This window comes from Myroides albus (assembly GCF_024722315.1).
Taxonomy (GTDB): Bacteria; Bacteroidota; Bacteroidia; order Flavobacteriales; family Flavobacteriaceae; genus Flavobacterium; species Flavobacterium album_A.
Window position 1 is genome coordinate 1,422,603 of the sequence record NZ_CP102754.1, and the last position, 25,667, is coordinate 1,448,269.

General features: G+C 35.5%; 18 protein-coding genes. 5 read left to right on the forward strand and 13 right to left on the reverse strand.

The window, feature by feature from the left end:
• Positions 1–2: 2 nt before the first annotated feature.
• From NWE55_RS06665 to uvrC, 7 genes are all read right to left on the reverse strand, one after another.
• Positions 3–1,250: a M23 family metallopeptidase gene (locus NWE55_RS06665; RefSeq protein ID WP_230381470.1), complete on the reverse strand. Its 1,248-nt coding sequence runs from the start codon at positions 1,248–1,250 to the stop codon at positions 3–5.
• 30 nt (positions 1,251–1,280) lie between these two features.
• Positions 1,281–2,180, reverse strand: a complete 900-nt coding sequence (locus NWE55_RS06670; protein ID WP_230381474.1) for a tryptophan 2,3-dioxygenase family protein — start codon at positions 2,178–2,180, stop codon at positions 1,281–1,283.
• Between the two features lie 18 nt (positions 2,181–2,198).
• Entirely contained in the window at positions 2,199–2,978 is a 780-nt protein-coding gene (locus NWE55_RS06675; RefSeq protein WP_155090713.1) for a DUF3108 domain-containing protein, read from the reverse strand.
• Positions 2,979–3,238: 260 nt separating this feature from the next.
• Positions 3,239–4,399: a 4-hydroxyphenylpyruvate dioxygenase gene (gene hppD, locus NWE55_RS06680; protein ID WP_155090712.1), complete on the reverse strand. Its 1,161-nt coding sequence runs from the start codon at positions 4,397–4,399 to the stop codon at positions 3,239–3,241.
• A gap of 30 nt (positions 4,400–4,429) precedes the next feature.
• Positions 4,430–5,596 carry a homogentisate 1,2-dioxygenase gene (locus tag NWE55_RS06685; RefSeq protein WP_155090711.1) on the reverse strand — a complete coding sequence of 389 codons (1,167 nt, stop codon included), beginning with the start codon at positions 5,594–5,596 and terminating at the stop codon, positions 4,430–4,432.
• A 280-nt stretch (positions 5,597–5,876) separates the two neighbouring features.
• Positions 5,877–8,114, reverse strand: a complete 2,238-nt coding sequence (locus tag NWE55_RS06690; RefSeq protein ID WP_155090710.1) for a patatin-like phospholipase family protein — start codon at positions 8,112–8,114, stop codon at positions 5,877–5,879.
• Between the two features lie 19 nt (positions 8,115–8,133).
• A complete protein-coding gene (gene uvrC, locus NWE55_RS06695; RefSeq protein ID WP_155090709.1) occupies positions 8,134–9,930 on the reverse strand; it encodes an excinuclease ABC subunit UvrC in 1,797 nt (598 codons plus the stop codon).
• Positions 9,931–10,286: 356 nt separating this feature from the next.
• On the opposite strand from uvrC, the gene NWE55_RS06700 reads away from it, so the two are divergent.
• From NWE55_RS06700 to NWE55_RS06710, 3 genes are all read left to right on the forward strand, one after another.
• Positions 10,287–11,237, forward strand: coding sequence for a succinylglutamate desuccinylase/aspartoacylase family protein (locus tag NWE55_RS06700; RefSeq protein ID WP_155090708.1), 951 nt, complete (start codon positions 10,287–10,289; stop codon positions 11,235–11,237).
• Complete coding sequence (locus tag NWE55_RS06705) at positions 11,234–11,797, forward strand: 5-formyltetrahydrofolate cyclo-ligase (protein WP_155090707.1); 564 nt, start codon at positions 11,234–11,236, stop codon at positions 11,795–11,797. The genes NWE55_RS06700 and NWE55_RS06705 overlap by 4 nt, the downstream gene beginning before the upstream one ends.
• A 159-nt stretch (positions 11,798–11,956) precedes the next feature.
• A complete protein-coding gene (locus NWE55_RS06710; protein ID WP_258204669.1) occupies positions 11,957–15,121 on the forward strand; it encodes a S41 family peptidase in 3,165 nt (1,054 codons plus the stop codon).
• Between the two features lie 41 nt (positions 15,122–15,162).
• Here NWE55_RS06710 and NWE55_RS06715 read toward each other — a convergent pair whose 3' ends face one another.
• The 4 genes from NWE55_RS06715 to recO all read right to left on the reverse strand — a co-directional run bounded on the left by NWE55_RS06715 (position 15,163) and on the right by recO (position 20,456).
• The gene (locus NWE55_RS06715) at positions 15,163–15,762 is read right to left on the reverse strand and encodes a lipoprotein signal peptidase (protein ID WP_155090705.1); all 600 of its coding nucleotides are present in this window, start codon (positions 15,760–15,762) and stop codon (positions 15,163–15,165) included.
• An 85-nt stretch (positions 15,763–15,847) separates the two neighbouring features.
• Complete coding sequence (locus NWE55_RS06720; protein WP_155090704.1) at positions 15,848–16,234, reverse strand: TraR/DksA family transcriptional regulator; 387 nt, start codon at positions 16,232–16,234, stop codon at positions 15,848–15,850.
• A 9-nt stretch (positions 16,235–16,243) separates the two neighbouring features.
• Complete coding sequence (gene ileS, locus NWE55_RS06725) at positions 16,244–19,645, reverse strand: isoleucine--tRNA ligase (protein WP_258204670.1); 3,402 nt, start codon at positions 19,643–19,645, stop codon at positions 16,244–16,246.
• Between the two features lie 94 nt (positions 19,646–19,739).
• Positions 19,740–20,456: a DNA repair protein RecO gene (gene recO / locus NWE55_RS06730; RefSeq protein WP_155090702.1), complete on the reverse strand. Its 717-nt coding sequence runs from the start codon at positions 20,454–20,456 to the stop codon at positions 19,740–19,742.
• Between the two features lie 275 nt (positions 20,457–20,731).
• Between recO and NWE55_RS06735 the strand changes: the two genes are divergently transcribed.
• Positions 20,732–21,484, forward strand: coding sequence for a PdaC/SigV domain-containing protein (locus NWE55_RS06735; protein WP_258204671.1), 753 nt, complete (start codon positions 20,732–20,734; stop codon positions 21,482–21,484).
• A gap of 42 nt (positions 21,485–21,526) precedes the next feature.
• Entirely contained in the window at positions 21,527–22,984 is a 1,458-nt protein-coding gene (locus NWE55_RS06740; RefSeq protein ID WP_160339052.1) for a lipopolysaccharide biosynthesis protein, read from the forward strand.
• 82 nt (positions 22,985–23,066) lie between these two features.
• On the opposite strand, the gene NWE55_RS06745 is transcribed toward NWE55_RS06740, so the two are convergent.
• Together NWE55_RS06745 and NWE55_RS06750 are read right to left on the reverse strand one after the other, a co-directional pair.
• Positions 23,067–23,864: a M48 family metallopeptidase gene (locus NWE55_RS06745; RefSeq protein WP_155090700.1), complete on the reverse strand. Its 798-nt coding sequence runs from the start codon at positions 23,862–23,864 to the stop codon at positions 23,067–23,069.
• A 154-nt stretch (positions 23,865–24,018) separates the two neighbouring features.
• Positions 24,019–25,662, reverse strand: coding sequence for a DUF4139 domain-containing protein (locus NWE55_RS06750; protein WP_155090699.1), 1,644 nt, complete (start codon positions 25,660–25,662; stop codon positions 24,019–24,021).
• Positions 25,663–25,667 lie beyond the last annotated feature (5 nt).

Below are 25,667 nucleotides of genomic sequence, written 5' to 3' on the forward strand. Positions count from 1 at the left end.
AACTACTCTTGTAAAAATTTTGTTTGTATAACCTTATCTAATTCTGCTTTCAAAGGTACGATATGTTCTTTAAATGACGGTATATCTTTTTTATCCATTGGTTCAGAATTAGGTAAAACTTGTGAAAGTGGATCTACTTGCACGCCATTTTTCCAAAATCTATAACAAACGTGAGGGCCTGTTGCTAAACCAGTACTACCAACTAAACCAATTGTTTGCCCTTGGTCAACATACTGACCAACTTTCACTAAAATCTTTGACATGTGTAGATACTGTGTTGAATATGTTCCGTTATGTCTAACTTTTACATAATTTCCATTCCCAGCAGTATAACCAGCTCTTTCAACTACTCCTGAAGCAGTTGACATAATAGGTGTTCCTGTAGGAGCCGCATAATCAGTACCATTGTGAGATTTCCATCTTTTTTGTACGGGGTGAAAACGATTCTTAGTATATCGCGATGTTATTCTAAAGAATTTCAAAGGAGCTTTCAAGAACATACTCTTCATTGGACGACCTTCTTCATCGTAATAATCAGTACTCTTAGCACCAGATCGTTTATATGGGAATGAATATAAATCCTTACCTCTGTAATTAAAGTACGCAGCATCAATTTTTGAAATACCAACATACACAGTATCATTGATATACTTTTCCTCAATCGTAACAGCAAATCGATCATCTGGTTGCAACTTAAAAAAGTCAATCGACCATGCAAAAATCTGCGACATTCGCGTTGCCAAAGATTGATCCACACCCTCCTTCTGAAGACTCATTGATAGAGACCCTTCAATAGTTGACGCTATAGTTCTTCGTTTTATCGTAACAGGATAAGTGATTGTATATGCAGTAATAGAATCGCGCAAATCTATCACTTGATATCCAGCAATACTCGGATGGTATATAAATGCAGCTAACTTCTCTGGATCATTTTTATACTTCACTAAAGAATAAGGCTGTCCTACACGCATACCACGCACATTAATCGTATCTTTTACTTTAGTTACGATATTGTGAACTTCAGTAGCTCCAATATTATTCTCTCCAAATATCTTTCCAAGGTTATCTCCACTGCGAATCGTATCATCGACAACTTCAAAATCCTTTAAACTAAATCCATATAATTCAGCGACTACTTCATCAATATGTTCCGAATTATCACTCTCCTCAATTATAACATCATTATTATTATTCTCTTTACAAGCATAAAGAGATAAAACCATCAAAAAACCACAAAAAACTCGCTTCAAACCCTATCTTTTTTTCAACTTAACTTTTACTTACTTTCCCCAATTCTCAATTTCCTCAGAAGACCAAAGTTCTGGAAAGAAAATTCGCTTTTGGTATTGAGGCAACATATACTTCTTCCAATCGCTTCCTCCCGTTGCTTCAGAGGTACCTTCTGGTCCTTCCAAATACTTTAAAGCAGCATTATAATGACCCATTACCCAAGTAATATTAACTGTCCTATCATAATACCTCATCGCCTCAATCAAAGAAGGGGTATCTCTTACTTCTTGAGGCAATTCAACAAATTTCTGCCATAAATTTGTTTTTTCATAATCTTTCATGGCATTAATGAAAACTTTTTTGTACTTATTTTCAAACTCAGCTAACAAATATGACTTTTTACCTGTCTTATAGTCTTTACCGGCTGCCTGCCAATACATCAATTCTAACGCATCCTCCTCTGAAATATTTTGACTTAGTGTACTTTTAAAGCGAAAATCAATCAAATTTCTCCAATCCGTAGAGCCAAACTCTATTAAACGGTACTGAGCACTCTGAAATCCACTTGCTGGAGTTAGTGTCGTTCGAAATTGCATATACTGATTTCGATCCATACCATCCCCCATGATATCAAAAGAGGAAGTAAGCATATCAAAATAACGTGTGATACGCTGTAAACGCTCGACAAAAAAATCAGCTGTTATGTTTTCTTGACTCCCCACTTGATCAATCTCCCATAAAATCATTTTGAACAAAAGTTCATTTATTTGATGATACAGGATAAAGACCATTTCGTCTTTCACAGTAGTTCGTTGTGTTTGCAGGGACAACAGAGAATCAACTTGAATATAGTCCCAATAGGTAAGCGGCTTAGCATATACCAGACCTTCTAAATGCGTATCTAAATTCTGATTAATAGCACCAAACTTATCCTTTAGCGCATCTAACATTTTATCGTGTTCCATAAACTATTTACCTATAACTTCCAACTTCGACACTAAACCACTAAACTCTTCCAAATCTGCTTTCAAAGACCCTACTGCTAAACTGGCTTTAATTCGCAAAGGCACTTTATTATTGTCAGCCGAAACCCATACTGTCAAACTTTCCTTTTCCTTAAAAACGCGACCTGCCATAACGTAAGGTCTAAACTTTAGTGTTTTTATTTTTCCAAAATTAGTCTTTAAAGTCTCCTCTCCTAAATATTTCAACTTAAATCGAAATACCTCCCCATCAAAGAACATATCAATTTCTACTGATTCATTCTTTTTCAGTTCATTCAACTTGGGATATTTTCTCAAATAGTAAAATGCAGAAACAATATCCTGTACGTTTTTCACGATAGGATAAGTATTCTCCTTAGACTTTTCGTAGTCTTTCACTAAAACTTTATTGGATTTGTAATCAAAAAAACCTTCTTGATCCTTCGTATATCCTCCTTCGTCAATTTTTCGAACAAAGCGATGTGGGATCACTTTATCGCGTTCAAAATAACTTTGATAATCATCATATACTTTAAAAAACATCTTTGGCACTCCAGTAGTATAGCCAATTCCTTGTGCATGAAATACAGGAACACCATTCTGAACGGTCTCTGTTAATTTCAATGTTGCAATACCCGCATTCAAAATTCCATAGCTGATACGAAACTTCAAAAACTCACCGGCGTCAAATGCCTTTACATTTTTCTGAGCTGCAACACTTCCAATTTGGAAGAAGATTACAAGAAGAAGAAATAGTTTTTTCATAGTTGATTCTAATTTTATTCAAAAATAGCAAACAAAAAAACCCAGCCAAATAAATGACTGAGTTTTTATGCTATTAACCAACCAAAAAACTATAAATTATGAAAAATTTATTACACTCAAATAAAGCTTATGACGACCTTATTTTTGCGAGTGCAAATGTATAACTTTTTCATTAGCAAGTCAACTCATAATTAGCTTTAACTTACATTTAACTTAATAGTTCTCAAATGTTGGTTTTTTAAGTTTTAATTAACTGAATTTTAAAGGGTTCCTCGCTTTTCTTGCTCCCTTTCAATTGATTCAAATAACGCCTTAAAGTTACCAGCACCAAAACCGCGGGCACCCATTCTTTGGATTATTTCAAAAAACAATGTCGGTCTATCTTCTACAGGTTTTGTAAATATTTGCAATAGATAACCTTCCTCATCAGCATCAATCATTATGCCTAACTTCTGCAATTCTTTAATATCTTCTTTCATCATGTCCATGTGAACACCTAAGCGATTGGGAATCATATCGTAGTAAGATTGCGGTGGAGCTGATAAAAATTCAACACCTCTACGCTTCATAGCAGCAACTGTCTTGATAATATCATCTGTAGCTACAGCAATATGTTGTACCCCCGCCCCATTATAGAAGTCAAGATACTCCTCGACTTGAGATTTTTTCATTCCCTCTGCAGGTTCATTAATTGGAAACTTAATCCTTCCATTTCCATTCGACATTACTTTACTCATCAGTGCAGAGTACTCAGTATTAATTTGTTTGTCATCAAAAGACAAGAAGTTTACAAACCCCATGACATCCTCATACCACTTTACCCAAGTATTCATTTGGTTCCAACCAACATTTCCCACCATGTGATCGACATATTTTAATCCTACTGGTTCAGGGTTATAATCTGTTTCCCACTTTACAAAACCAGGCAAAAATACACCATTGTAGTTCTTGCGTTCTACAAACATATGAACCGTTTCTCCGTATGTATATATACCCGCTCTAACGGTTTCACCAAATTCATCCTTCTCTACGATTGGCTCCAAATAAGATTTCGCACCACGGCTTGTTGTTTCCTCATAAGCTTTACGCGCATCTTCAACCCACAAAGCCACGACTTTTACACCATCTCCATGTTGTACAATATGATTATTCAATTCAGATTCTGCAGTCAACGGAGTAGTCAAAACAATGCGTATTTTATCCTGTACTAATACATAAGATGCTCTATCTCTCACTCCCGTTTCCAATCCTGCATAAGCTAAAGACTGAAAACCAAAAGCGGTTTTATAAAAATGGGCTGCTTGTTTCGCATTCCCAACAATAAATTCAACGTAATCTGTTCCTAACAATGGCAAAAAATCTTGAGCTCCCTCAAATATTTTTTCCAAGCCAAATTCTACAGACTTGACTTCTTTACTCATAATTTATAGTTTTTTAAGTTGTTGTTTTTCTTAATTTTCTGGATCTAACCAAGACTGGTAATATTGCTCATCAGCAATCTTCATCGCTTCTTCTGTTACCATCAATGGCTTAAATGTATCAACCATCACGGCTAACTCTTCCGTGCTAACTTTACCAATAGATCGCTCTGCCGCACCAGGGTGTGGTCCATGAGGGATTCCGGCAGGATGAAGTGAAATATGTCCCGCAGCAATATCATTTCTACTCATAAAATCACCATCTACATAATAGAGAACTTCATCACTATCTATGTTTGAATGATTATATGGTGCAGGTATCGCTTCTGGATGATAGTCATATAGTCTTGGCACAAATGAACAAATTACAAAGGCATCGGTTTCGAATGTTTGATGCACAGGAGGTGGTTGGTGAATCCTCCCTGTAATAGGTTCAAAATCGTGAATAGAAAAAGCATATGGATAATTATAACCATCATATCCCACGACATCAAATGGATGTGTAGCATAGATCATATCAAATATCTCATCTTGTTTGCGTACCTTAATCAAGAAATCACCTTTTTCATCGTGTGTTTCAAGTTTATCTGGTCTGCGAATATCGCGTTCACAAAAAGGTGAATGTTCAAGTAGTTGTCCAAACCAATTGCGGTATCTTTTCGGTGTGTAAATAGGCCTACGCGACTCGACAATAAACAATCTATTGTCCTGCGTATCAAAGTCCATTTTATAAATTATTCCACGGGGAATTAATAGGTAATCTCCGTATTCAAATTTTAAGTTACCCAACATGGTGCGCAACGTTCCCGTGCCACGATGAACAAAGATTAACTCATCTGAATCCGTATTTTTATAAAAGTAATCCTCAGTTGATTTCTTAGGAGCAGCCAAAACAATGGTACAGTCGCTATTGGTCAAGACAGCTTTACGGCTTTCTAAAAAATCATCCTCCGGTCGAACTTCAAACCCTCTAAAACGATAAGATTGAATATTATTTGATTTGGCTACTTTTGGCGCAACACTATACTGCCCCAAAATCTTCTTTACCTGTGTAGGTCGGTGTACATGGTACATATTGGTAGACATTCCGTCAAATCCAATGGTACCGAATAATTGTTCGTAGTACAAGTCCCCATTCTCTTTTCGGAAAATGGTGTGACGTTTAGGGGGAACTTTCCCTAATTGATGATATAAAGGCATACTTATTTATATTTTTTGGTTGGTAATAGATAATATAAAAGTAATGTTACCTCATTCAGGATTTCTCTTGATGAGGAACTTTAAATAAGCCAATAAACCGTCCCATTGTATTTTCATAATATCACAAATATCGAAATAATTTTATCTTATGCAAATTTTTATCCAAATATTATTTCACATACCACAATTTTAATACCTCAACATTAACTATATCACAAAAAAGGGGCACTTGGTAAAACCAAATGCCCCGAAAATTATAATTTCATCATTGAATCTTCTTCTAAAACCAAAAACCAACGGCAAATACTGTGTAAGTTCGACCCGTATCAGGCGAATACGTAAATTTTGCTTCGATTGGTCCCAAAACGGTTTGCATACCATATCCTACAGCATATCCAGAGTATTTAATCTTCGAAAACCAATTCGAAGTTGAAAAAATATCTTCTCCTGCATTAGCGTAGTTTGCTGAGAAATTGATGTGGTGCTTTTTAAAAATTTCATAATCTAACTGTATGGTACCAGCAATAAATGAATCTCCTCCAATCCCCAACAAATCATATCCATAGAATGGAATCAAATTATCGCGATCTGCAAAACCATAGCCTCCCAAAGCATATCCAAATCCAAAGCTCGGTAGATTTCCGATTACTGCACCTAATCTTGATTTTAAATCAATCGCTAATTTGTCCGTTATGCGCGTTGCATACCCTACTTGACCAGTTATAGTAGAAAAGTTCTTAAAATTATCTCTAAAATCACTGGAAAGGAAGAAATTCCTATACTCTCCCTTCAACAGAAAACCGCTGCGAGGAAAATACATATTGTCATAGGTATCAACTAAGACATTTACAAAACCTCCCAAATAATGACTCGCGTCAAAACGCGCATCTTCTTGCCTTAAGGTCTTACTCTTTATATCTAAATATCTATGCTCAAATCCAACGCTTAACAAATACTTTTGTTGATAAAAAGTCTGAAAGTACAACCTGTTTTCAAGATCTGCATAATCGACATTGAACTTACTTGGAGCACCATCTATATCAAGATCCCCGCCTGTTGCTTCTACCATCATGCTATAAGGTAAATCTCGACTAAACTTATTGTACTTTGAATTGATTCCAACACTCCAATAAAAACCGTTATCGACAAAATAATTAAAATTATATCGCACATTATCGCCAAGAGCTAAATCAATCGAGGCAACGTCACTTTTCAAGAATAGCTTCTTCTGTGTAACATTTACTAATGCAGCTGCTTTATACAAAGCGTCATAATGCACCCCTAATTTTAAATAGCGATTCACCGGATTCTCTACAAGATCCATATCTAAGTCATCTCCTTCTCCAGTAGTACTGCGATTAAACTTATAGGAAATGCTACTGAAGTTTTCTGTTCCGTTCAATTGTGTAATCCCCTTGTCTAACTGATCAAAAGAAACTTTGCTAAATGGCTTAAAACCAAGCTTACCGTGAACATAACGCTGAGTGTACTTGCTTAAACCATCAATATTAATATCTTTTATATTCAGAGAGTCAGTGTATTTCTCAACATAGTGATTCTCCTTTACTTTTGGAGTACCACCTATCGCTCTAAGTTCATCTATCACCTTTTCTGTCGCTTCCTCTCCTCTTTTAATAATCACCTCACCGGAGTCAAAAGATACCACAGAATACCCTACAATATCAGGTTTAATATAAATATTCGTAAAAGGCTTTTTAGCGTTCATTTGGTTGATTGTCGAGAAATTTGAAATCTGCAATAACAAATCTGGAGCGCCTTCCATCTCTTCACTCGTTTTCAAACCATCTTGCACATCAACCCCGATAATAACCTCAGCCCCCATCTTCTTAAGCTCGTGAAGTGGGTAGTTATTAACAACTCCTCCGTCAATTAAAAATCGACCGTCGATCTCTACTGGCGCAAATAATGAAGGAAAAGCACCACTGGCCAAAATAGCTTGGGGCAGATACCCTTTATCTAATACAACCGCCTCCCCTGTCTCAGCATCTGTAGCAATACATAAAAACGGGGTCTTTAATTCGCTAAAATCTCTTATATGACGGACATGTGCCAACAACTTATTCATCAAGTTATAATTGTACATCCCACGTGATAAAGCTTTTGGAAAACCTATTTTAAAATTGTTAAATGGCAGCGTCAAAGCGTATATTTCGTCATTCTTCTTTTCATAGAATGACTTGGAAATACGAGGAATATAATCCTTTATAAGAGCCGACACATCAATTGAGTTAAAAATGGAATCCAGCTCCGAAGAAGTATACCCTGCAGCATAAAGTCCTCCAACAATTGCACCCATACTCGTACCTGCAACATAGTCTACCTTTATCCCTTCTCTTTCCAAAACTTTCAACACCCCAATATGTGCTAACCCTTTCGCACCTCCTCCACTTAAAACAAGTCCTATTTTAGGCTTGTGATTTGTCAACGTATCATTCTGGGCTTTAACTCCTGCGGAACCCAACAGAAAAAGTAAAACAAATAGGTATATTTTTTTCATATATTGCTCATTTTGAGCGCTAATTTACTTTAAAATATTCAATTAATAGTTTAGTTTTTGATTTTCCTACCACCTTTTCTAACTCTTCTTCTGAAGCTTCTTTAATCTTTTTGGTAGATTTAAAATGATTCATCAATGTTACTTTTGTCTTTTCACCTATTCCTGGTATATTATCCAATATACTCGTGATCGCATTTTTACTGCGTTGATTGCGGTGAAAGGTAAGCCCAAATCGATGCGCTTCATCTCGAAGGTGAATTATTACTTTCATCGTTTCAGAACGCTTGTCTAAATACATCGGAATGCTGTCTCCAGGATAAAAAATCTCCTCTAATCGCTCTGCCAAACTAATAATAGGAACTTTTCCTCTAATTCCGAGCTTCTCAAGACTTTTTAATGCGACACCTAATTGTCCCTTACCTCCATCTATGACAATCAAATCCGGTAATGCCTCGCCTTCTTCAATCACCCTTTTATAACGGCGATAAACGATTTCCTCCATTGTGTCATAGTCATTTGGCCCAACTACAGTCTTCACATTAAAGTGTCTGTAATCCTTTTTGCTTGGCTTTCCATCTTTAAATACAACACAAGCAGAAACGGGATTTGTCCCTTGAATATTCGAGTTATCAAAACATTCAATATGCCTTGGTTCGCGATTCAAGCGCAAATCCTTTTGCATTTGTTGCATTATTCGATTTACATGGCGTTCTGGATCGACAATTTTAATCTGCTTCATCAAGTCAACACGGTAATATTTAGCATTGCGTTCAGACAAATCTAACAGCTGTTTCTTATCACCTAATTTGGGTACAGTCACTTTTATACTATCTGCCACCTCAACCTCAAACGGAACGATAATCTCTTTTGAATTCAAATTAAAACGCGTTCTCATCTCCGTAATAGCCAGTTCAAGCAACTCTACATCGGTCTCGTCTAACTTCTTCTTCAACTCCATAGTATGTGATCGAATAATAGCCCCATAAGACACTTGCAAAAAATTGACATAGGCTGCAGATTCGTCAGAAATGATGCTAAAAACATCAACATTGCTAATTTTAGGATTGACAATAGTCGATTTGGATTGATAATTTTCCAACAAGTCTATTTTATCTTTCACCTTTTGAGCTTCCTCGAACCTTAAATCCGAAGCTAATTCAAGCATATAGGATTTGAACCCTTTTAAACTCTCTTTGAAATTACCCTTTAAAATATCGCGGATTTCTAAAATTTTCTTTTCATACTGTTGCTCCGTTTCATAGCCCTCACAGGGTCCCATACAATTTCCAATATGATATTCTAAACAAACTTTAAACTTACCAGAACGAATATTACTCGATGTCAAATCTAAAGTACAAGTACGCAAAGGATACAACTCTTTGATTAAATCAATCAAAGTGTGTACGGTCTTAATATTTGTATATGGTCCAAAATACTCAGATCCATCCTTAACCATTCTCCTGGTCATAAAAACACGGGGAAAGGGCTCTCTTTTTATGCAAATCCAAGGATAACTCTTGTCATCTTTAAGCAATACATTATAGCGCGGTTGAAGTCTTTTAATCAAATTATTCTCCAACAATAAGGCATCCGTCTCTGTGGGTACGACGATATGCTTTATGGTCACAATTTTCTTCACTAATACGTTCGTCTTCGCGTTATCGTGAACCTTGTTAAAATAAGAACTAACTCTCTTTTTTAGATTCTTTGCCTTACCGACATACAATATCTTATCGTCCTTATCATAGTATTGATAAACGCCTGGTTGATCAGGTAATGTCTGTATCTGAATCGCTAAAGAAGGGGAAACTTGCATAAGTAAATATTATACTCACAAAAATACTAAAACTATTTATACTCCATACGGATTACAAATCTACGAGAACTGTTAGACGCAATATATTATATCTCTACTGTCGAGTTCCCGATATCACAGATTTAAAATCCATGATACTCTACTCCCTATCATCCCTATATGTTCGGCAGATGATAGCATAGTGATAGGCTTATTATGGTACTTTTTAGCCGACCACAAGCCTATCAATAGCCGACCACAAGCCGACCACCCTTTAAATAAAAGCTAAAAACACCATTATTCATGATTTGTCTGGGTCGATTAAAACGCAAATCCGAAACTTTTAATATCTTCACATTTTGAAAAGCAAGAGTACTATGAAGATACTTGAAGAAACGATACAACCGGGAGAAACTAAAACACTGAACCTCGAAATCGCACGACTACATACAGCGACGAAACTTAAAATACCTGTTATAGTATCAAGGGCAAGAATAGAAGGCCCTACAGTATTGCTCTCTGCTGGACTACATGGAGATGAATTAAATGGAGTAGATATCGTACGTCAGATTGTACATCGCGGAATGAATGTTCCTAAAAGAGGAACTATTATCTGTATCCCAGTTATTAATATATTCGGATTCATCAACCAGTCAAGAGAATTTCCTGACGGTAGAGACATGAATAGGGTGTTCCCTGGTAGTAAAACGGGGTCACTTGCAGGGCGTTTTGCTCATTATCTCGTGAACTATATCTTACCACATGTGGATTACGCAATTGACTTTCACGCTGGAGGTGCGAGCAGATTTAATGCTCCGCAGATTAGAATCGCTCCAGAAAACTTGGAGTTAGAGGAATTAGCAACCATCTTCCACCCTCCCTTCTTATTGTACTCAGCACAGATTGCGGGATCTTTTAGAAATGCTTGTGCCAAGAAAGGAATCAAGATGTTGTTATTCGAAGGAGGAAAGTCCTTGGATATCAATTCTGAGGTATCAGAAATGGGAGTTGAAGGAACTAAGCGATTCTTGCATTCTTTTGATATGTTGAAAGACGAATTTAGTACCTGTCTGCCTAAAGAGAAAATGACTATTATCACCAACTCTATTTGGGTTAGAGCAAAGCGATCAGGCTTACTACACGATCAGGTTAAAATAGGTTCGTATGTAGAAAAAGGAGCTGTATTAGCTGAAATTTCAGATCCTTATGGAAAGGAAAATACTGCAATTAAAGCACCTAATGCAGGCTATATCATCAATGTTAATGATGCCCCTATTGTCTATCAAGGAGATGCTGTATTTCACATCTCAAAAACATTAAAAAAATGAATAAAGAAGAATTAAGATTAAAATATAAAACCTTACGCGATAACTTAGAACTCAATAGAATAGATGACCTCAGTTTAGAGATTGCCAATCAAGTATTACAATTACCCATTTGGGATAAAGTGAACTACCATCTATTTCTAAGTATTCGCAACAAGAAAGAAATAGATACAGAATACCTACTGCAGATATTAGCGGGCAAGGATAAGAATGTAGTCTTATCTAAATCTAATTTTAAAGAGGGAACATTATCACACTACCTCTTGACGGATAACACTACAATAAAAGTCAATAGTTATGGGATTCCAGAACCTATAGACGGCATCCAAGTAAGCGAACAACAACTTGATGTAATCTTCGTTCCTCTATTAGCCTATGACAAGAAGGGAAATAGAATCGGTTATGGCAAGGGGTTCTATGATAGATTCTTAGCAAAATGCAAGCCTGATGTAATTAAAGTAGGATTAAGTTTCTTCCCTCCAGAAGACCTTGTCATCGATGTAAGAGAAGGAGATATCCCCCTTGACTATTGCATCACACCAACAGAAGTATATCGATTTTAAATCATTATAAAACGGGACATTATTAAATTATTGTCTCGTTCTTTTTTTAAGTTCATTTCATCAGACAACGTTACACTTAGCATAATATGATTACATAAAAGGCATTCTATATTAGTCCATTACCGAAAATATTTTTATGTTTAATAAAAATATTAACCAATGATTAAAAATACAATCACTTTACTAACACTTTCTCTTCTAAGTGTAGCATGGGGACAGCATTCGCCAAAATTTGCTTCAACTCCATCGCTAAGTCCCGATGGCAAAACTACTTACTTTAGCTATAACGGCGATATATGGCAAGCTCCAACTGCTGGAGGAGAAGCCTTAAGAATAACAGCATTAGAAGGCAATGAAACTAATCCCCGCGTGTCACCTGATGGCAAGTGGTTAGCATTCACCTCAGGGCAATACGGCAATAAAGATGTTTTCTTGATGCCCCTAACTGGCGGACAAATCACACAGCTAACTTACCACCAGGCCTCTGACGAAGTAGAAAGCTGGAGCTGGGACAGCAAACAAATATACATTACCTCAAATGCCAATAACAACTTTGGCTCCTATGTGATTGACCTAAATGGCGGTACTCCAAAACCCTTATTTACCAACTACTTTAACAACACAAATGGATTAGTCGTTACTCCATCTGGTGAATACCTTTTTACAAGCTCTATGGAAAGCGCAAGTCAGACGACTCGTAAGCGCTATAAAGGAGAGAACAACCCAGACATACTTGGCTATAATCCAACTACGAAAGAATTCAAATCCTACACAGATTATGAAGGAAAGGATTTTAATCCTACCGTTGATAAGCAAGGTAAAATATACTTTATTTCAGATGAGAACAATGGTAACTATAACTTATACACCTTCGACAACGGGAAAAAAGTAGCCTTGACTAATTTCGATACTTCTATCAAAAAGCCTTATGTATCTGCTGATGGTAGCAAAGTTGTCTTTGAAAAAGACTATATGATTTACGTATTTGACACAGCTACGAAATCTGTCACTCCGTTAACTACTACTGTAAATACAAATAAGGCTATTGAAAAGGAACAGTCCTATGTAGTTGAAGATAATATCAGCTACTTCGATGTTTCACCCGATACAAAGAAGATTGCATTCGTTAGTCGTGGGATATTATTCGTATCTGACATCGAAGGAAAATTCATTCAAGCAGTAACGGATGGCAAAGAACGCGTTATGGAAGTAAAGTGGCTAAAAGACAACGAGACTTTGTTGTATAGTCAGACTTTTAATGGATATCAAAACTGGTTTAAAAGATCCGCTAATGGCAAGGGAAATCCCACTCAAATAACTAATGATAATCGCAACAACAGAGATATTACTTTAAACAAAGAAATGACTAAGGCGGTCTATCTTAGTGGACGAGATGAAGTGAGACTATTAAACCTAAAGGACAATACTTCTAAAGTAATTGTCAAAGACGAAATATGGGCATTCCAAAACTCAACTCCTTCTTTCTCTCCTAATGGGGAATATGTACTATTCACTGCTAAGCGCAATTTTGAAGAGGACATCTTTATTCACCACATCACAAAGAACGAGACAATAAACTTAACGAATACTGGAGTAGCCGAGTCTGCGCCATACTGGTCTCCTAATGGCAAGTATATCTACTTTATGAGTGATCGACTTAATCCTTCTTATCCATTGGGAATGCAGAATCCGAGTATCTACCGTTTCGCTGTTGATTGGCAAACAGAAGCCTTTAAATCTGATCAATTTGACAAGTTATTTGTCAATAAGAAAGAGGAAATCAAAAGTGAAATAACAAAGAAGGATAAAAAAACACAAGATAAAAAGGCAAATTCAACAAAGATAGACGGCAAGATCGTCACTTCTATCAAAGTAAATACGGATGGATTACTTGACCGAATAGAATTAGTAAGTGATCGCTTTGGCAATCAATATAATCCGATCGTATTTGCAGATGATACGAAAGAAGTGGTATTCTATAACACAAATCAAGAAAACGGAAAAAGCAATTTATACAAGACAGTTTACGAGGACTTTGAAGATAACAAAAGCGAAAAAGTATTTGACAAACGCGCTGATCAATTGCTGAAACGAAATAAGAATGTGTACGCTTTAATCGGAGGTAATATCTATAGCTTCGAGTTAAGTAAAGGAAAACCTGAGCAGATTAAAATCAAGCACAACTTTACAAAAAACTTAGCAGATGAGTTTAACCAAATGTATTATGAAACATGGGCTGGTGTAGAGGAAAACTTCTACGATGAGACGTTTCACGGCATAGATTGGAATAAAATGAAAGACCATTTCGCTCAGTATTTACCTCATGTGAACAGTAGAGGTGACCTCCGTATCTTACTGAACGATATGTTGGGAGAATTGGGATCTTCTCACTTGGGATTCAATACTACGGGAACGGAGGAGAAAACCAAACTGAACTATAGAACATACGATACAGGTATTGTATTTAGTACGGACAAGCCATATGAAGTAGAGCACATTGTGCGTAAATCTCCAGCTTATGCCACGGATATAAACATTAAACCAGGGGATGTATTAACCAAAGTGAATGGCCAAGACGTAGCAGACAAAGTGAATAGAGATACTTATTTTACCTTCGCAAATACACAAGAAGAAATAAGCTTAACTTTCAATAGAGCAGGTAAAGAAATTACCTCTAAACTACATCCTATTTCCTTCATAGAAATGAAATCACTTCTGTATGACGAATGGATATATACAAACAAACAACGCGTAAATGACCTTAGCAACAATCGCATTGCCTATTCGTATATGAAAAATATGACGTCGACTGAGTTAGACAGATTCTTACTTGATATGGTAGAACAAGAAGCTAACAAGGAAGGGGTTATCTTAGACTTGCGTTACAATACTGGGGGCAACGTACATGACAAGGTATTAAACTTCTTATCTCAAAGACCATATTTACAATGGAAATACAGAGAAGGGAAGTTAACAGTACAGAGTAACTTCACTCCAAGTGGCAAACCAATAGTACTGCTTATCAATGAATCATCTCTGAGTGATGCCGAGATGACTGCTGCAGGATTTAAAGCGTTAAAGCTTGGTAAAATTATCGGTCAAGAGACTTATAGATGGATTATCTTTACCTCTGGCAAGAGCTTAGTTGACGGTTCTTCGTATAGACTACCTTCGTGGGGTACATATACTTTAGACGGGCAAAACTTAGAAAAAACAGGTGTTGCACCAGATATTTACGTTAAAAACACTTTCGTAGATAGATTAAACAACAATGATCCTCAACTTGAAAGAGCTGTACAAGAAATTTTAAAAGAAATCAAATAGCCCTATAACAAAAATGAGCTTCCAAATGGAAGCTCATTTTTTTATGAATTTTTAAAAATCTTTTTATTAAATACGATTAGGATACCTACTCCGACAGATATTGCCACATCAGCTAAATTAAATATAGCATTAAAAAAGGTAAAATACTTACCTCCCCATATAGGTAACCACTCTGGCAATGTACCTCTCCAAATAGGGAAATAAAACATATCTACCACCTTTCCGTGAAACCAAGTACCATAAGGATCATCCGAAAACAATGTCGCTATTTGTGAAGGCGTACTCTCATTGAATATTACACCATAAAAAACAGAATCAATTATATTTCCTAAAGCCCCAGCTAATATCAAAGCAATCGCCACTATCAAATAATTTGACTGTCTCTTTTTTATTGAATCATTTAACCACCAAAAAATACCACAAACAGTGACAATGCGAAAAGTAGTTAAGGCTAATTTTCCATACATTCCGGGTAAAGCTACTCCCCAGGCCATTCCCTCATTCTCAATAAAATGAATTCTAAACCAATCAAATACGAGGTAGTAGTCATCATATAGAAAATTAGTTTTGATATAAATCTTTAACCATTGATCCAAGACCAATACAACCAATATAAGTAGACTTGCTTTCTTTAATGACATTTTTTCTTTTTTATCCTGACAAATGTAATTTAAATTAGGATATAAAAAAAACGCTCAATACTGAGCGTTTTAAATTTATTAAAGATTAACGTTGCATGTTCTTTGCTTCAATACTCATTGTGGCATGAGGAACCAATTTCAATCGTTCTTTGTCTATTAATTTCCCTGTCACTTTACAAACACCATACGTCTTGTTTTCAATGCGTATTAAGGCATTCTTCAAATCACGAATAAACTTTTCCTGACGAATTGCCAATTGTGAATTTGCTTCCTTAGACATCGTTTCACTACCTTCCTCAAATGCTTTAAACGTAGGAGATGTATCATCTGTTCCGTTGTTTAAGTCATTCATGTAAGCGCTCTTGATCAATTCTAAATCAGCTTGTGCTTTCACAATCTTTGCCTGAATAAGCTCTTTGAACTCCGCTAAATCTGCATCAGAGTAGCGTACTAATTCACCTGCTTCTTTCATAATTAAAACTTATTTTATAACCAACACTCGCGTACTTAGCCCATCAAATTCTAATTCTACACCTTCCGCCAATTCAGGTACAAAACTTAATGTCGAAGTTAATGTTTCCGATTTTATATAATCTTCATTTGCTAAAACCGCCTCTTTTATTTCTTTTTGTTCTTCTAAGGTTATTGCAATCTTATCTGTTACTTCAAAACCAGAATCTTTTCTAATATTCTGGATTCTATTTACAATCTCACGTGCAATACCTTCTTTGCGCAAATCATCACTTATTTGAATATCTAATGCTACTGTTATACCACCTTCATTAGCAACTAACCAACCTTCGATATCCTGTGAAGTGATTTCCACGTCTTCCAATGTTAAGATAATACTTTTTTCTGTTAATTTTAATGAAATCTCTCCGTTTTTTTCAATCTCATTGATTTGATCAGCATTAAAATTTTGTATTTCCTTAGAAATCAATCCCATATCTTTTCCGAAACGAGGTCCCAATACTTTAAAGTTTGGTTTGATCTGTTTCACTAAGATACCTGAAGCATCATCTAACAACTCTATTTCCTTTACATTTACTTCAGCTTTAATCAAATCAGCTACAGCTTCTATCTCTTTTCTTTGATTCTGATCTAAAACAGGAATCATCACTCTTTGTAATGGTTGACGAACTTTAATCATCTCCTTCTTACGAAGTGATAACACAAGCGAAGAAATAGTCTGGGCTTTGTGCATTCTACTTTCTAAACCTGCATCTACTACATTCGCATCAAATTCAGGGAACTTAGCCAAATGTACAGACTCAAAGCTTTCCTTAGATGAAGTTAATGTTAAGTCTCTGTAAAGCTTATCCATAAAGAATGGAGCAATAGGGGAACCTAACTTAGCTATTGTCTCTAAACACGTGTATAGTGTCTGGTAAGCTGCCAATTTATCTTGTCCATATTCTCCTTTCCAGAATCTTCTTCTACATAAACGAACATACCAATTACTCAAGTTCTCTGTAACAAACTCAGTAATTGCGCGAGCTGCTTTAGTTGGTTCATACTCTGCATAGTACTCATCTACTTTTTGAACTAAAGTATTCAACTCAGATAAAATCCAACGATCAATCTCTGGTCTGTCTTTTAAAGGCACATCAGCCTCCTCGTATTTGAATCCATCAATATTGGCATATAGAGCGAAGAATGAATATGTATTGTATAATGTACCGAAGAATTTTCTTCTGATCTCTGTAATACCCTCTAAGTCAAACTTAAGGTTATCCCAAGGATTAGCATTTGAAATCATATACCAGCGCGTTGCATCTGGCCCATGTTCTGCTAATGTATCAAAAGGGTCTATCGTATTTCCTAAACTCTTAGACATCTTTAGTCCATTCTTATCTAATACCAATCCATTAGACACTACGTTCTTATATGCTTTTGTATCAAATACTAATGTCGCAATTGCGTGTAATGTATAGAACCATCCTCTTGTTTGATCTACTCCCTCTGCAATAAAATCAGCAGGATATGACTTATTGTTGTCAATTAAATCTTTGTTTTCAAACGGATAATGCCATTGTGCATAAGGCATCGAACCAGAATCAAACCATACATCGATAAGGTCTGTCTCGCGATACATCGGTTTACCTGATGAAGATACAAGTACTACCTGATCTACAACATTCTTGTGTAAATCAACTTTTTCATAGTTATCTTCTGACATATCTCCAACAACAAACCCTTCAAAAGGATTAGTCTTTTGTACGCCTGCAGCAATCGATTTATTTATTTCATTGATTAACTCCTCTACAGAACCAATCACTAATTCTTCTGTTTTATCTTCAGATCTCCAAATAGGTAATGGAATACCCCAATAACGAGATCTTGAAAGGTTCCAGTCATTGGCATTCTTCAACCAATTTCCAAAACGTCCTTCTCCCGTCGCTTTCGGTTTCCAATTCACTTCTTCGTTTAGTTCAAACATACGGTCTTTAACTTCCGTAATTTTAATAAACCAAGAATCTAATGGATAGTACAATACAGGTTTATTTGTTCTCCAACAATGTGGGTAACTGTGAACGTACTTCTCTACTTTAAAAGCCTTGTTTTCTTCTTTTAAGCGAATAGCAATTTCTACGTCAACTGAACGCTCTGGAGCTTGTCCCTCATCATAGTATTCATTCTTCACGTATTTACCTCCAAGGTCTCCCATCTCTTTTACGAAACGACCTTGTAGGTCAACTAACGGAACTGGATTCTCGTCTGCATCTAAGATAAGCATTGGCGGAACTTCTGGAGTAGCCTCTTTTGCTACTTTAGCATCATCCGCACCAAATGTAGGAGCTGTATGCACAATTCCTGTTCCATCCTCTGTAGTCACGAAATCACCCGATATTACTCTAAACGCATTCTCTGGATTCTGGTAAGGCAATGTATATGGCAATAATTGCTCATATTTAATACCCACCAAGTCTGCACCTTTAAACTCCTTTACTACTAAGTAAGGAATCTTCTTGTCACCTTCTTTATATGCGTTTAATTCTTCCTCTGTTTCAACTGCAGCAAATTTACCTGCAAATTGCTTACCTACTAATGGTTTTCCTAACACTACATTGATCGCCTCACCCGTATACTGGTTAAACGACTTGACTAATACATAATCGATCTTAGGTCCTACTGTTAATGCAGTATTCGAAGGTAATGTCCAAGGTGTAGTTGTCCAAGCTAAAAAGTGAACAGTACCAAATCCCTGTAAAAAAGAAGGCAAAGTTTCTTCGATCGCCTTGAACTGAGCCACAATCGTAGTATCTGTAACATCTTTATAAGCACCCGGTTGATTAATCTCGTGAGAGGATAGTCCCGTACCTGCTTTTGGAGAATATGGCTGAATTGTATATCCTTTGTACAACAAATCTTTGTCGTAAATCTGTTTTAACAACCACCATACTGACTCCATATACTTAGACTTATAAGTAACGTAAGGATCATTCATATCTACCCAATACCCCATCTTTTCAGTTAGGTCGTTCCATAAATCTGTATAGCGCATTACAGTTCGCTTACAAGCTTGGTTGTATTCTTCTACTGTAATCTTAACGCCAATATCTTCTTTTGTAATTCCCAATTCTTTCTCGGTACCTAATTCAACAGGTAATCCGTGAGTATCCCATCCAGCCTTACGCTTTACTTGATATCCTTTTAATGTTTTATATCGACAAAAAATATCTTTAATCGCACGAGCCATAACATGGTGAATTCCTGGCTTACCATTTGCTGAAGGTGGTCCTTCAAAAAATACGAAAGGCTTATTATCTTCTCTCGTACTAATACTTTTCTCGAATATTGATTGTTCTTTCCAAAAATCAAGCATCTCAGATGCTACCCCTGTCAAATCAAGACCTTTATATTCTCTAAATTTAGTGCTCATCGTTATTATTATACTATTTTTTATCAATTGCGCGAATTTAAGCATTTTCCTTTAAATACAACCTAATTAATTGGTTGGAAAAAGATTAAAAATACTAATTGCTAAATACTTCCTTTAATATTTCAAGTGATTTTGGCTTCTTAAATGAACTCAAATGCTCTTCAAAATAACGCATCATCAACTCTAATAATAATTTTCTATCTCGTCCTGTGAAAACCTTTTGATCATCTTCAAAGCCTAAGCTTAACAGTCGTTTAAATACTATTGTTTCCTCAGCATCAAAACAACGGGAATCGTATTCCATACAGAATACACCCTCTACCCAATTAAAGTAAAAACAATCTAAAAAGGTGTCATCAGGGTAAAAACCAAAATACTTTGTCAGTTCTTTTAAGAGAATCAAGTGAAAATTTTGAGTTTCATCGTGTGTATCAAGCCACATCAAAGCAGTCTCAACAAAATCAAAAAAATGTTCATCTCTCTCCTGTTCACTCACTATATGATGCAAAACCTCACCCACAAAAATGGCTATACTATTCTTTGAGAAATCATAGTACATATCTTGATAAATATGACTTACTCTTATTTCTTTTAAATATTCCATAGCCCCTTTATTCTTAAAAGTAAACTCTACCTCAAGATTCATCAAGGGCTGAAAGTAAGCGTTCTTTTGTGCGTTTTTCCCTTTTGCAAAAGCATTTCTAACAAAAAAAGTTTGTACCCCCACTTCTCTCGTTAGACATTTGACTATTAAGCTTTTCTCTTGATATTTTATTGCACTTAGTACAATAGCCTTTGTTTTGACTAACATACAAATTATTCTTTAAATTCCCTCTCCTTCTTTGGCTCTGAAAAAGCACTCTCCAAATATACGCTACATATACCTGAGTTGCTACTTCTTCTTTTTTAATAAACTACACAAAACACTTCCTTAGCTAAAAATACTATACCTCCATGAGGAAAGCATACTTAAACCACAAATGATATAATAAACTTTTTTGCAATAAAATGCGTGCGATTAAGTATATTTAAGAAAATATAAAGCACTATTCTACTATATTATATAGCTTTGTAAAAAATGAAACTATGAAAAAACTATTTTGCATTCTTTTCTTGAGCTTAATTGCCATAAGCTGTACAGACAAAACAACCGAATCCTTGCCAATTTCTTTTGAAGATGAGGAATTTGAAGCAAGCTATACAAATGAGGAAGGAAACACAGAAGTTACAATAAAAGTTCCTATAATCACAGCTCACGAAAACTTGATCTACGATAATATAAACAAAGTAATTTTAGAGGAAATCACTGAACTCGTTTCGTTTGAAAGTGATTTAACACAAACTACTTCTTACATCGATTTAACTGAATCTTTTATTGAGGCTTACAAAGACTTTTCGCAAAAGTTTCCAGATGATAACTTACCTTGGAAAGCAAAAGTAAAAGCTGATAAAACATTTTTAAACAACGATATTCTCTCTATTAAAATAGAATACTATACGTTTGCCGGTGGGGCACATGGGTATAAGGGAAAAAAGAGTTTAATCTTTGATATGAAACAGGGAGTACTTCTCAATCAAAAAGATTTATACAAGGACTGGGAGAGTATTTCAAGACTATTAAGTTCGAAAATAGCTTATATAAACGATTTAAAAGATAGTAAAGGAATAGTTGAGTACCCTGAAGATCTCTTTATCAAAGACGACAGTGTAATCATGACTTATGTAAATCCTTCTAATTTTCCCTTTACGGATGAAAAAGACGAAATTGTTTTCTTAAAAGAGGACATTGCGCCATACTTTAAAATTAATATTCAAGAATTAGAAGACGAAGATCAATAAATTTGCCCCTCCAACTGCAAAGTGAATACAAAAGAATAACACGTGAGTATATATAAAAAGATATTTAAACAAACTGCTATTTATGGTTTAGCAGCTGTTTTTCCAAAAGTAATAGGATTCTTCCTTGTTCCTTTTCACACAGATTTAATGAAAAATGATGCTTATGGGCAATACAGTGTCATTTTTTCTATTATGATGTTCTTAAATGTGATTCTCTCATTTGGAATGGAAACTGCTTTTTTTAGATTCTACAATAAGAAAGAGAACAAGCAAGAAGTAGTAAACAATAGTTTATTATTCTTGACCTGTACGACATTAGTCTTTGCATGTATAGGCTTATTAACTATAGATTATTGGGTAGCCCTTCTAAATATCCCTATTGACATCTTACAGTATGTTTTGGGTATTCTAATCTTAGATGCATTAGTAATTGTCCCATTTGCCAAGTTAAGAGCAGATCAGCGACCTGTCTTTTATAGCATCATAAGAATAGCAAATGTCTGTATTTATACTTTTTTAAATGTATTCTTCCTATACTTACTGCCTTTGCTTAGTACAAAGTATCCAAATAGTGTCTTCCAGTCTATTTATATTGAGGATTACCAAGTATCTTATATTTTTATAGCCAATCTTACAGCAAGTTTATTTACGTTCTTAGTTTTTTACAAAGATTACCTGAATATCAAACTGCGCATAGACAAATCTCTAATACAAGAGATGCTCAAATACAGTTTCCCAATAATGATTGGTGGACTTGCTTTTGCAATTAACGAAAGCTTTGACAAGATATTACTTGAGCGCCTACTCCCAGCGGATATTGCATTATCAGAAGTAGGAAAATATGCTGCTTGTTATAAATTAGGCTTATTCATGGTGCTATTCAGACAAGCTTATACTTTGGGAATTGAACCATTCTTCTTTAACTATGCAAAGAACGATGACGCTCCAACGAAGTACGCAACGATTACAAAATACTTTACAATTTTTGGAAGTGCTATTATGTTAGGAGTCATAGTCTTTTCAGATATTTTAAAAGTACTATTCATACGCAATGAATCTTATTGGGATGCGATGATCGTAGTGCCACTCATCATTTTAGCTAACTTGTGTATGGGAATATACACAAATCTATCCGTTTGGTACAAACTTAGAGATAAGACAATGGTAGGTGCTTATATTTCTATTTTAGGAGCGATACTCACCTTAGTATTTAATTATTTGCTTATTCCAATATGGGGCTATATGGGTTCAGCTATTGCCACGCTAATTGCGTATGGATCTATGATGCTCATATCGTATGTACTTGGACAAAAACACTACCCTATCCCTTATGATAAAAAAGCTATTACGGGATATATGGGATTATCTATATTATTGTCATTTATCTATTTCTATTGTTTCAGAGAAAACTATTTTATTGGAATAGGGACAATTATAATTTTTGGTATAGTGATCTGTATCAATGAGAGAAATATGCTGAAAATGATGCTCAAGAGATAGTTTAACTTCTGCAAAATACTGATAAAACAAAAAGAGTCACTCCAATAGGAGCGACTCTTCTTTATTATAAAACTCTGTTAGACTACTTCTTAGCCTCTTTCTTAATTTTATCTTCTACACGTTTTACGCGTTTCTCACTATCAGGGTGACTTGAAGACATTTTTGCTCCTAAAGATTTATCAGCGCCATACTCTTTTTCCATATCTACAAATTTCTGAAAACCATCTGCTAATGCTTGTGGGTTCTTTCCATTAGAAACTAAGAATTTATAAGAATAATCATCCGAATCCGTTTCTTGCTTTCTCGAGAAAGATGCTCCCATTAATTTTTGAGACATTCCTCCTAAATCCGAATTCATCAAATCAGCAACAGTTCCCTTCGTAGATCCAACGTATTTAGCTGCTGCTTCTGTTAAAAGGATTTGTTTATAAGCATTTTTAGTATGCTCTAATTTCACGTGACCAATTTCGTGACCAATGATACCCAATAATTCATCATCAGTCATGATGTCCATTAAAGAAGAAAAAACACGTACACTCCCATCTGCACAAGCAAATGCGTTAATGTCTGTAACGTAATACACTTTGTAGTTTAAGTCTAATCCATCATAATTTTTATAAGGACCGAAGATGCGCTCAAGACGTTCAGCATATTCACGCATATCTTTTTGCTTAGAGTTTAACTCACAAACAGGATTGTTCTCATCCATCCATTTTACAGCTTCTCTTGCCGATTGTTGAATCTCTGCATCAGACACTGTAAAAGCTGATACAGCTGTAGTTAAAGCTTCTACTTTCTTACCACCCAATTTACCAAATTGAGCTTGAGCTGTTGTCATACCCAAAAAGACAACCGCTGCAGTTAATAAAATTTTTTTCATACTTGTTAACATTTTACATATACAAATGTAGATTAAAAAATGATTGCTCTAACTACTCCATTGACAGAATGAGTAAAAAGGACTGTCTTTTTATAGAAAAAGCGAAACAGAGTTTGTTTCGCTTTTTCTATAAAGTACTTACTATCCTATAAACCTATTTCAGGTCTAATATTTGATTCTTATCTGATCGCACTTGATAACCAAAGCGAACAGACTTACTTTCATTTCCTTTCAATCTAAGATCCCACTTCACAAGCCCTTTCTCTTCATTAAGCTTTCCTGATGAAGTCTCTGTTAATTCTACTTCTATGTCTTTATTAGAACTGATAGGATATTGATCTTCTACTTGTATATTGATCTGCTCAGCTTTGTTGTTGCGGACAGTAATATCGTATACGAAGTTTTGAGACTTTTTAGAAGATAACATCTTAGTACCTGATTTATCTTTTAATAAGATACGAGTAACTGCTACTTTAGGGTCTTTACCCATGTTTAGTTTCATTTCCTCTTCTGTGTTTGCAGGGTTCAAGGTTGTCTTACCAACATATACACCATCAAAGATTACGTTTGCCTCCCCTGTTAATAAGTTATAATTACCATAATCCTTAATCGTTGCTACTAAATAAGCATTTAGGTCAAGCTTAGGAGCTACATAATATTTATACTCCGCAGGAATAGAAAAGTCGTTAAGTGTAACACTATGTGACTTATTATTAGACATCACCGTGTATGGAATATTTATATCAAATGATACGTTTAACTGTGATTCATTGACTTGGGTAAAAGTACTCATTGTACTCTCTTCATATACAACAGCATCCTTTAGCATAGAAGATGACTCTGTTTCATAACTCATTTTAGCAGACATATCTGCCATTACATTTAATTTTTTATTTGCATTTCTATTATATGCAGAAGTCGTTACATAAGTATTATAATCAAGGAACCACGTTCTCCAAGTAGGGATAACATTACTCTGATTCGCTACACCACTTGTCAAACTAAGATTCACACCTCTCCAATCAATACCAGAACTCTGCTTTACATCCGCTTTATACACGACCTTCACAGGAGAGTTAATCTTCTCTACTCTTAGGTCATAAAAAGGCTTCCATGACGCAGCATTCGTTAAATACTTAATCTGAAAAGGCACTTCACCCTCTCTGTCATTCATTACTTGTATAATCAGTTTACCCTTGCTAGATTTCTCACTTTTGCCTTCGTTAAAAGCAAGCTTATCTTGTAAATTGGTTAGTCGAGTATTAAGGTCTTCCTTCTTCTCGTTTAACTTATCTAACTCTGTACTCAGCTGTAGTCTCTTTGTTTTATAATAGTCTACCATCTTCATCACTTCTGCAGTAGTTGTTCCTTGTTCTCCACCTACTTTCTGATTAGAGTCTAATAAATCAATTGTTCTACTTTCTACATCAATAGCATTATTCACTTTCTTTAATTCAGTTTGAACTAATTTAATACTATCCCTTACAGGCTTCAACAATGGAGAGTCTACTGCACTATCATATTCTTCTACATAGCGATTACTATACTGTATAGCCATTACTGTAACCTCAGATATAGATCCGATCTGTATAGTAGACTCGTTTAGATAATCAGCTACATTAGTGATCACCACTTCTGAAGTTCCCTTAGGCAGCTTCACTTTAGCCTTATGCGTTAATTCTGCACTGTTAAAGTACACTCGAGCACTCTCTAGCTTAGCAGGAGTAAATACAGGCTTCTGTGCCCATGTCATAACCGTAGTCAAAGCTAATGCAACAATCGTTAAGTTCTTTTTCATAGTAT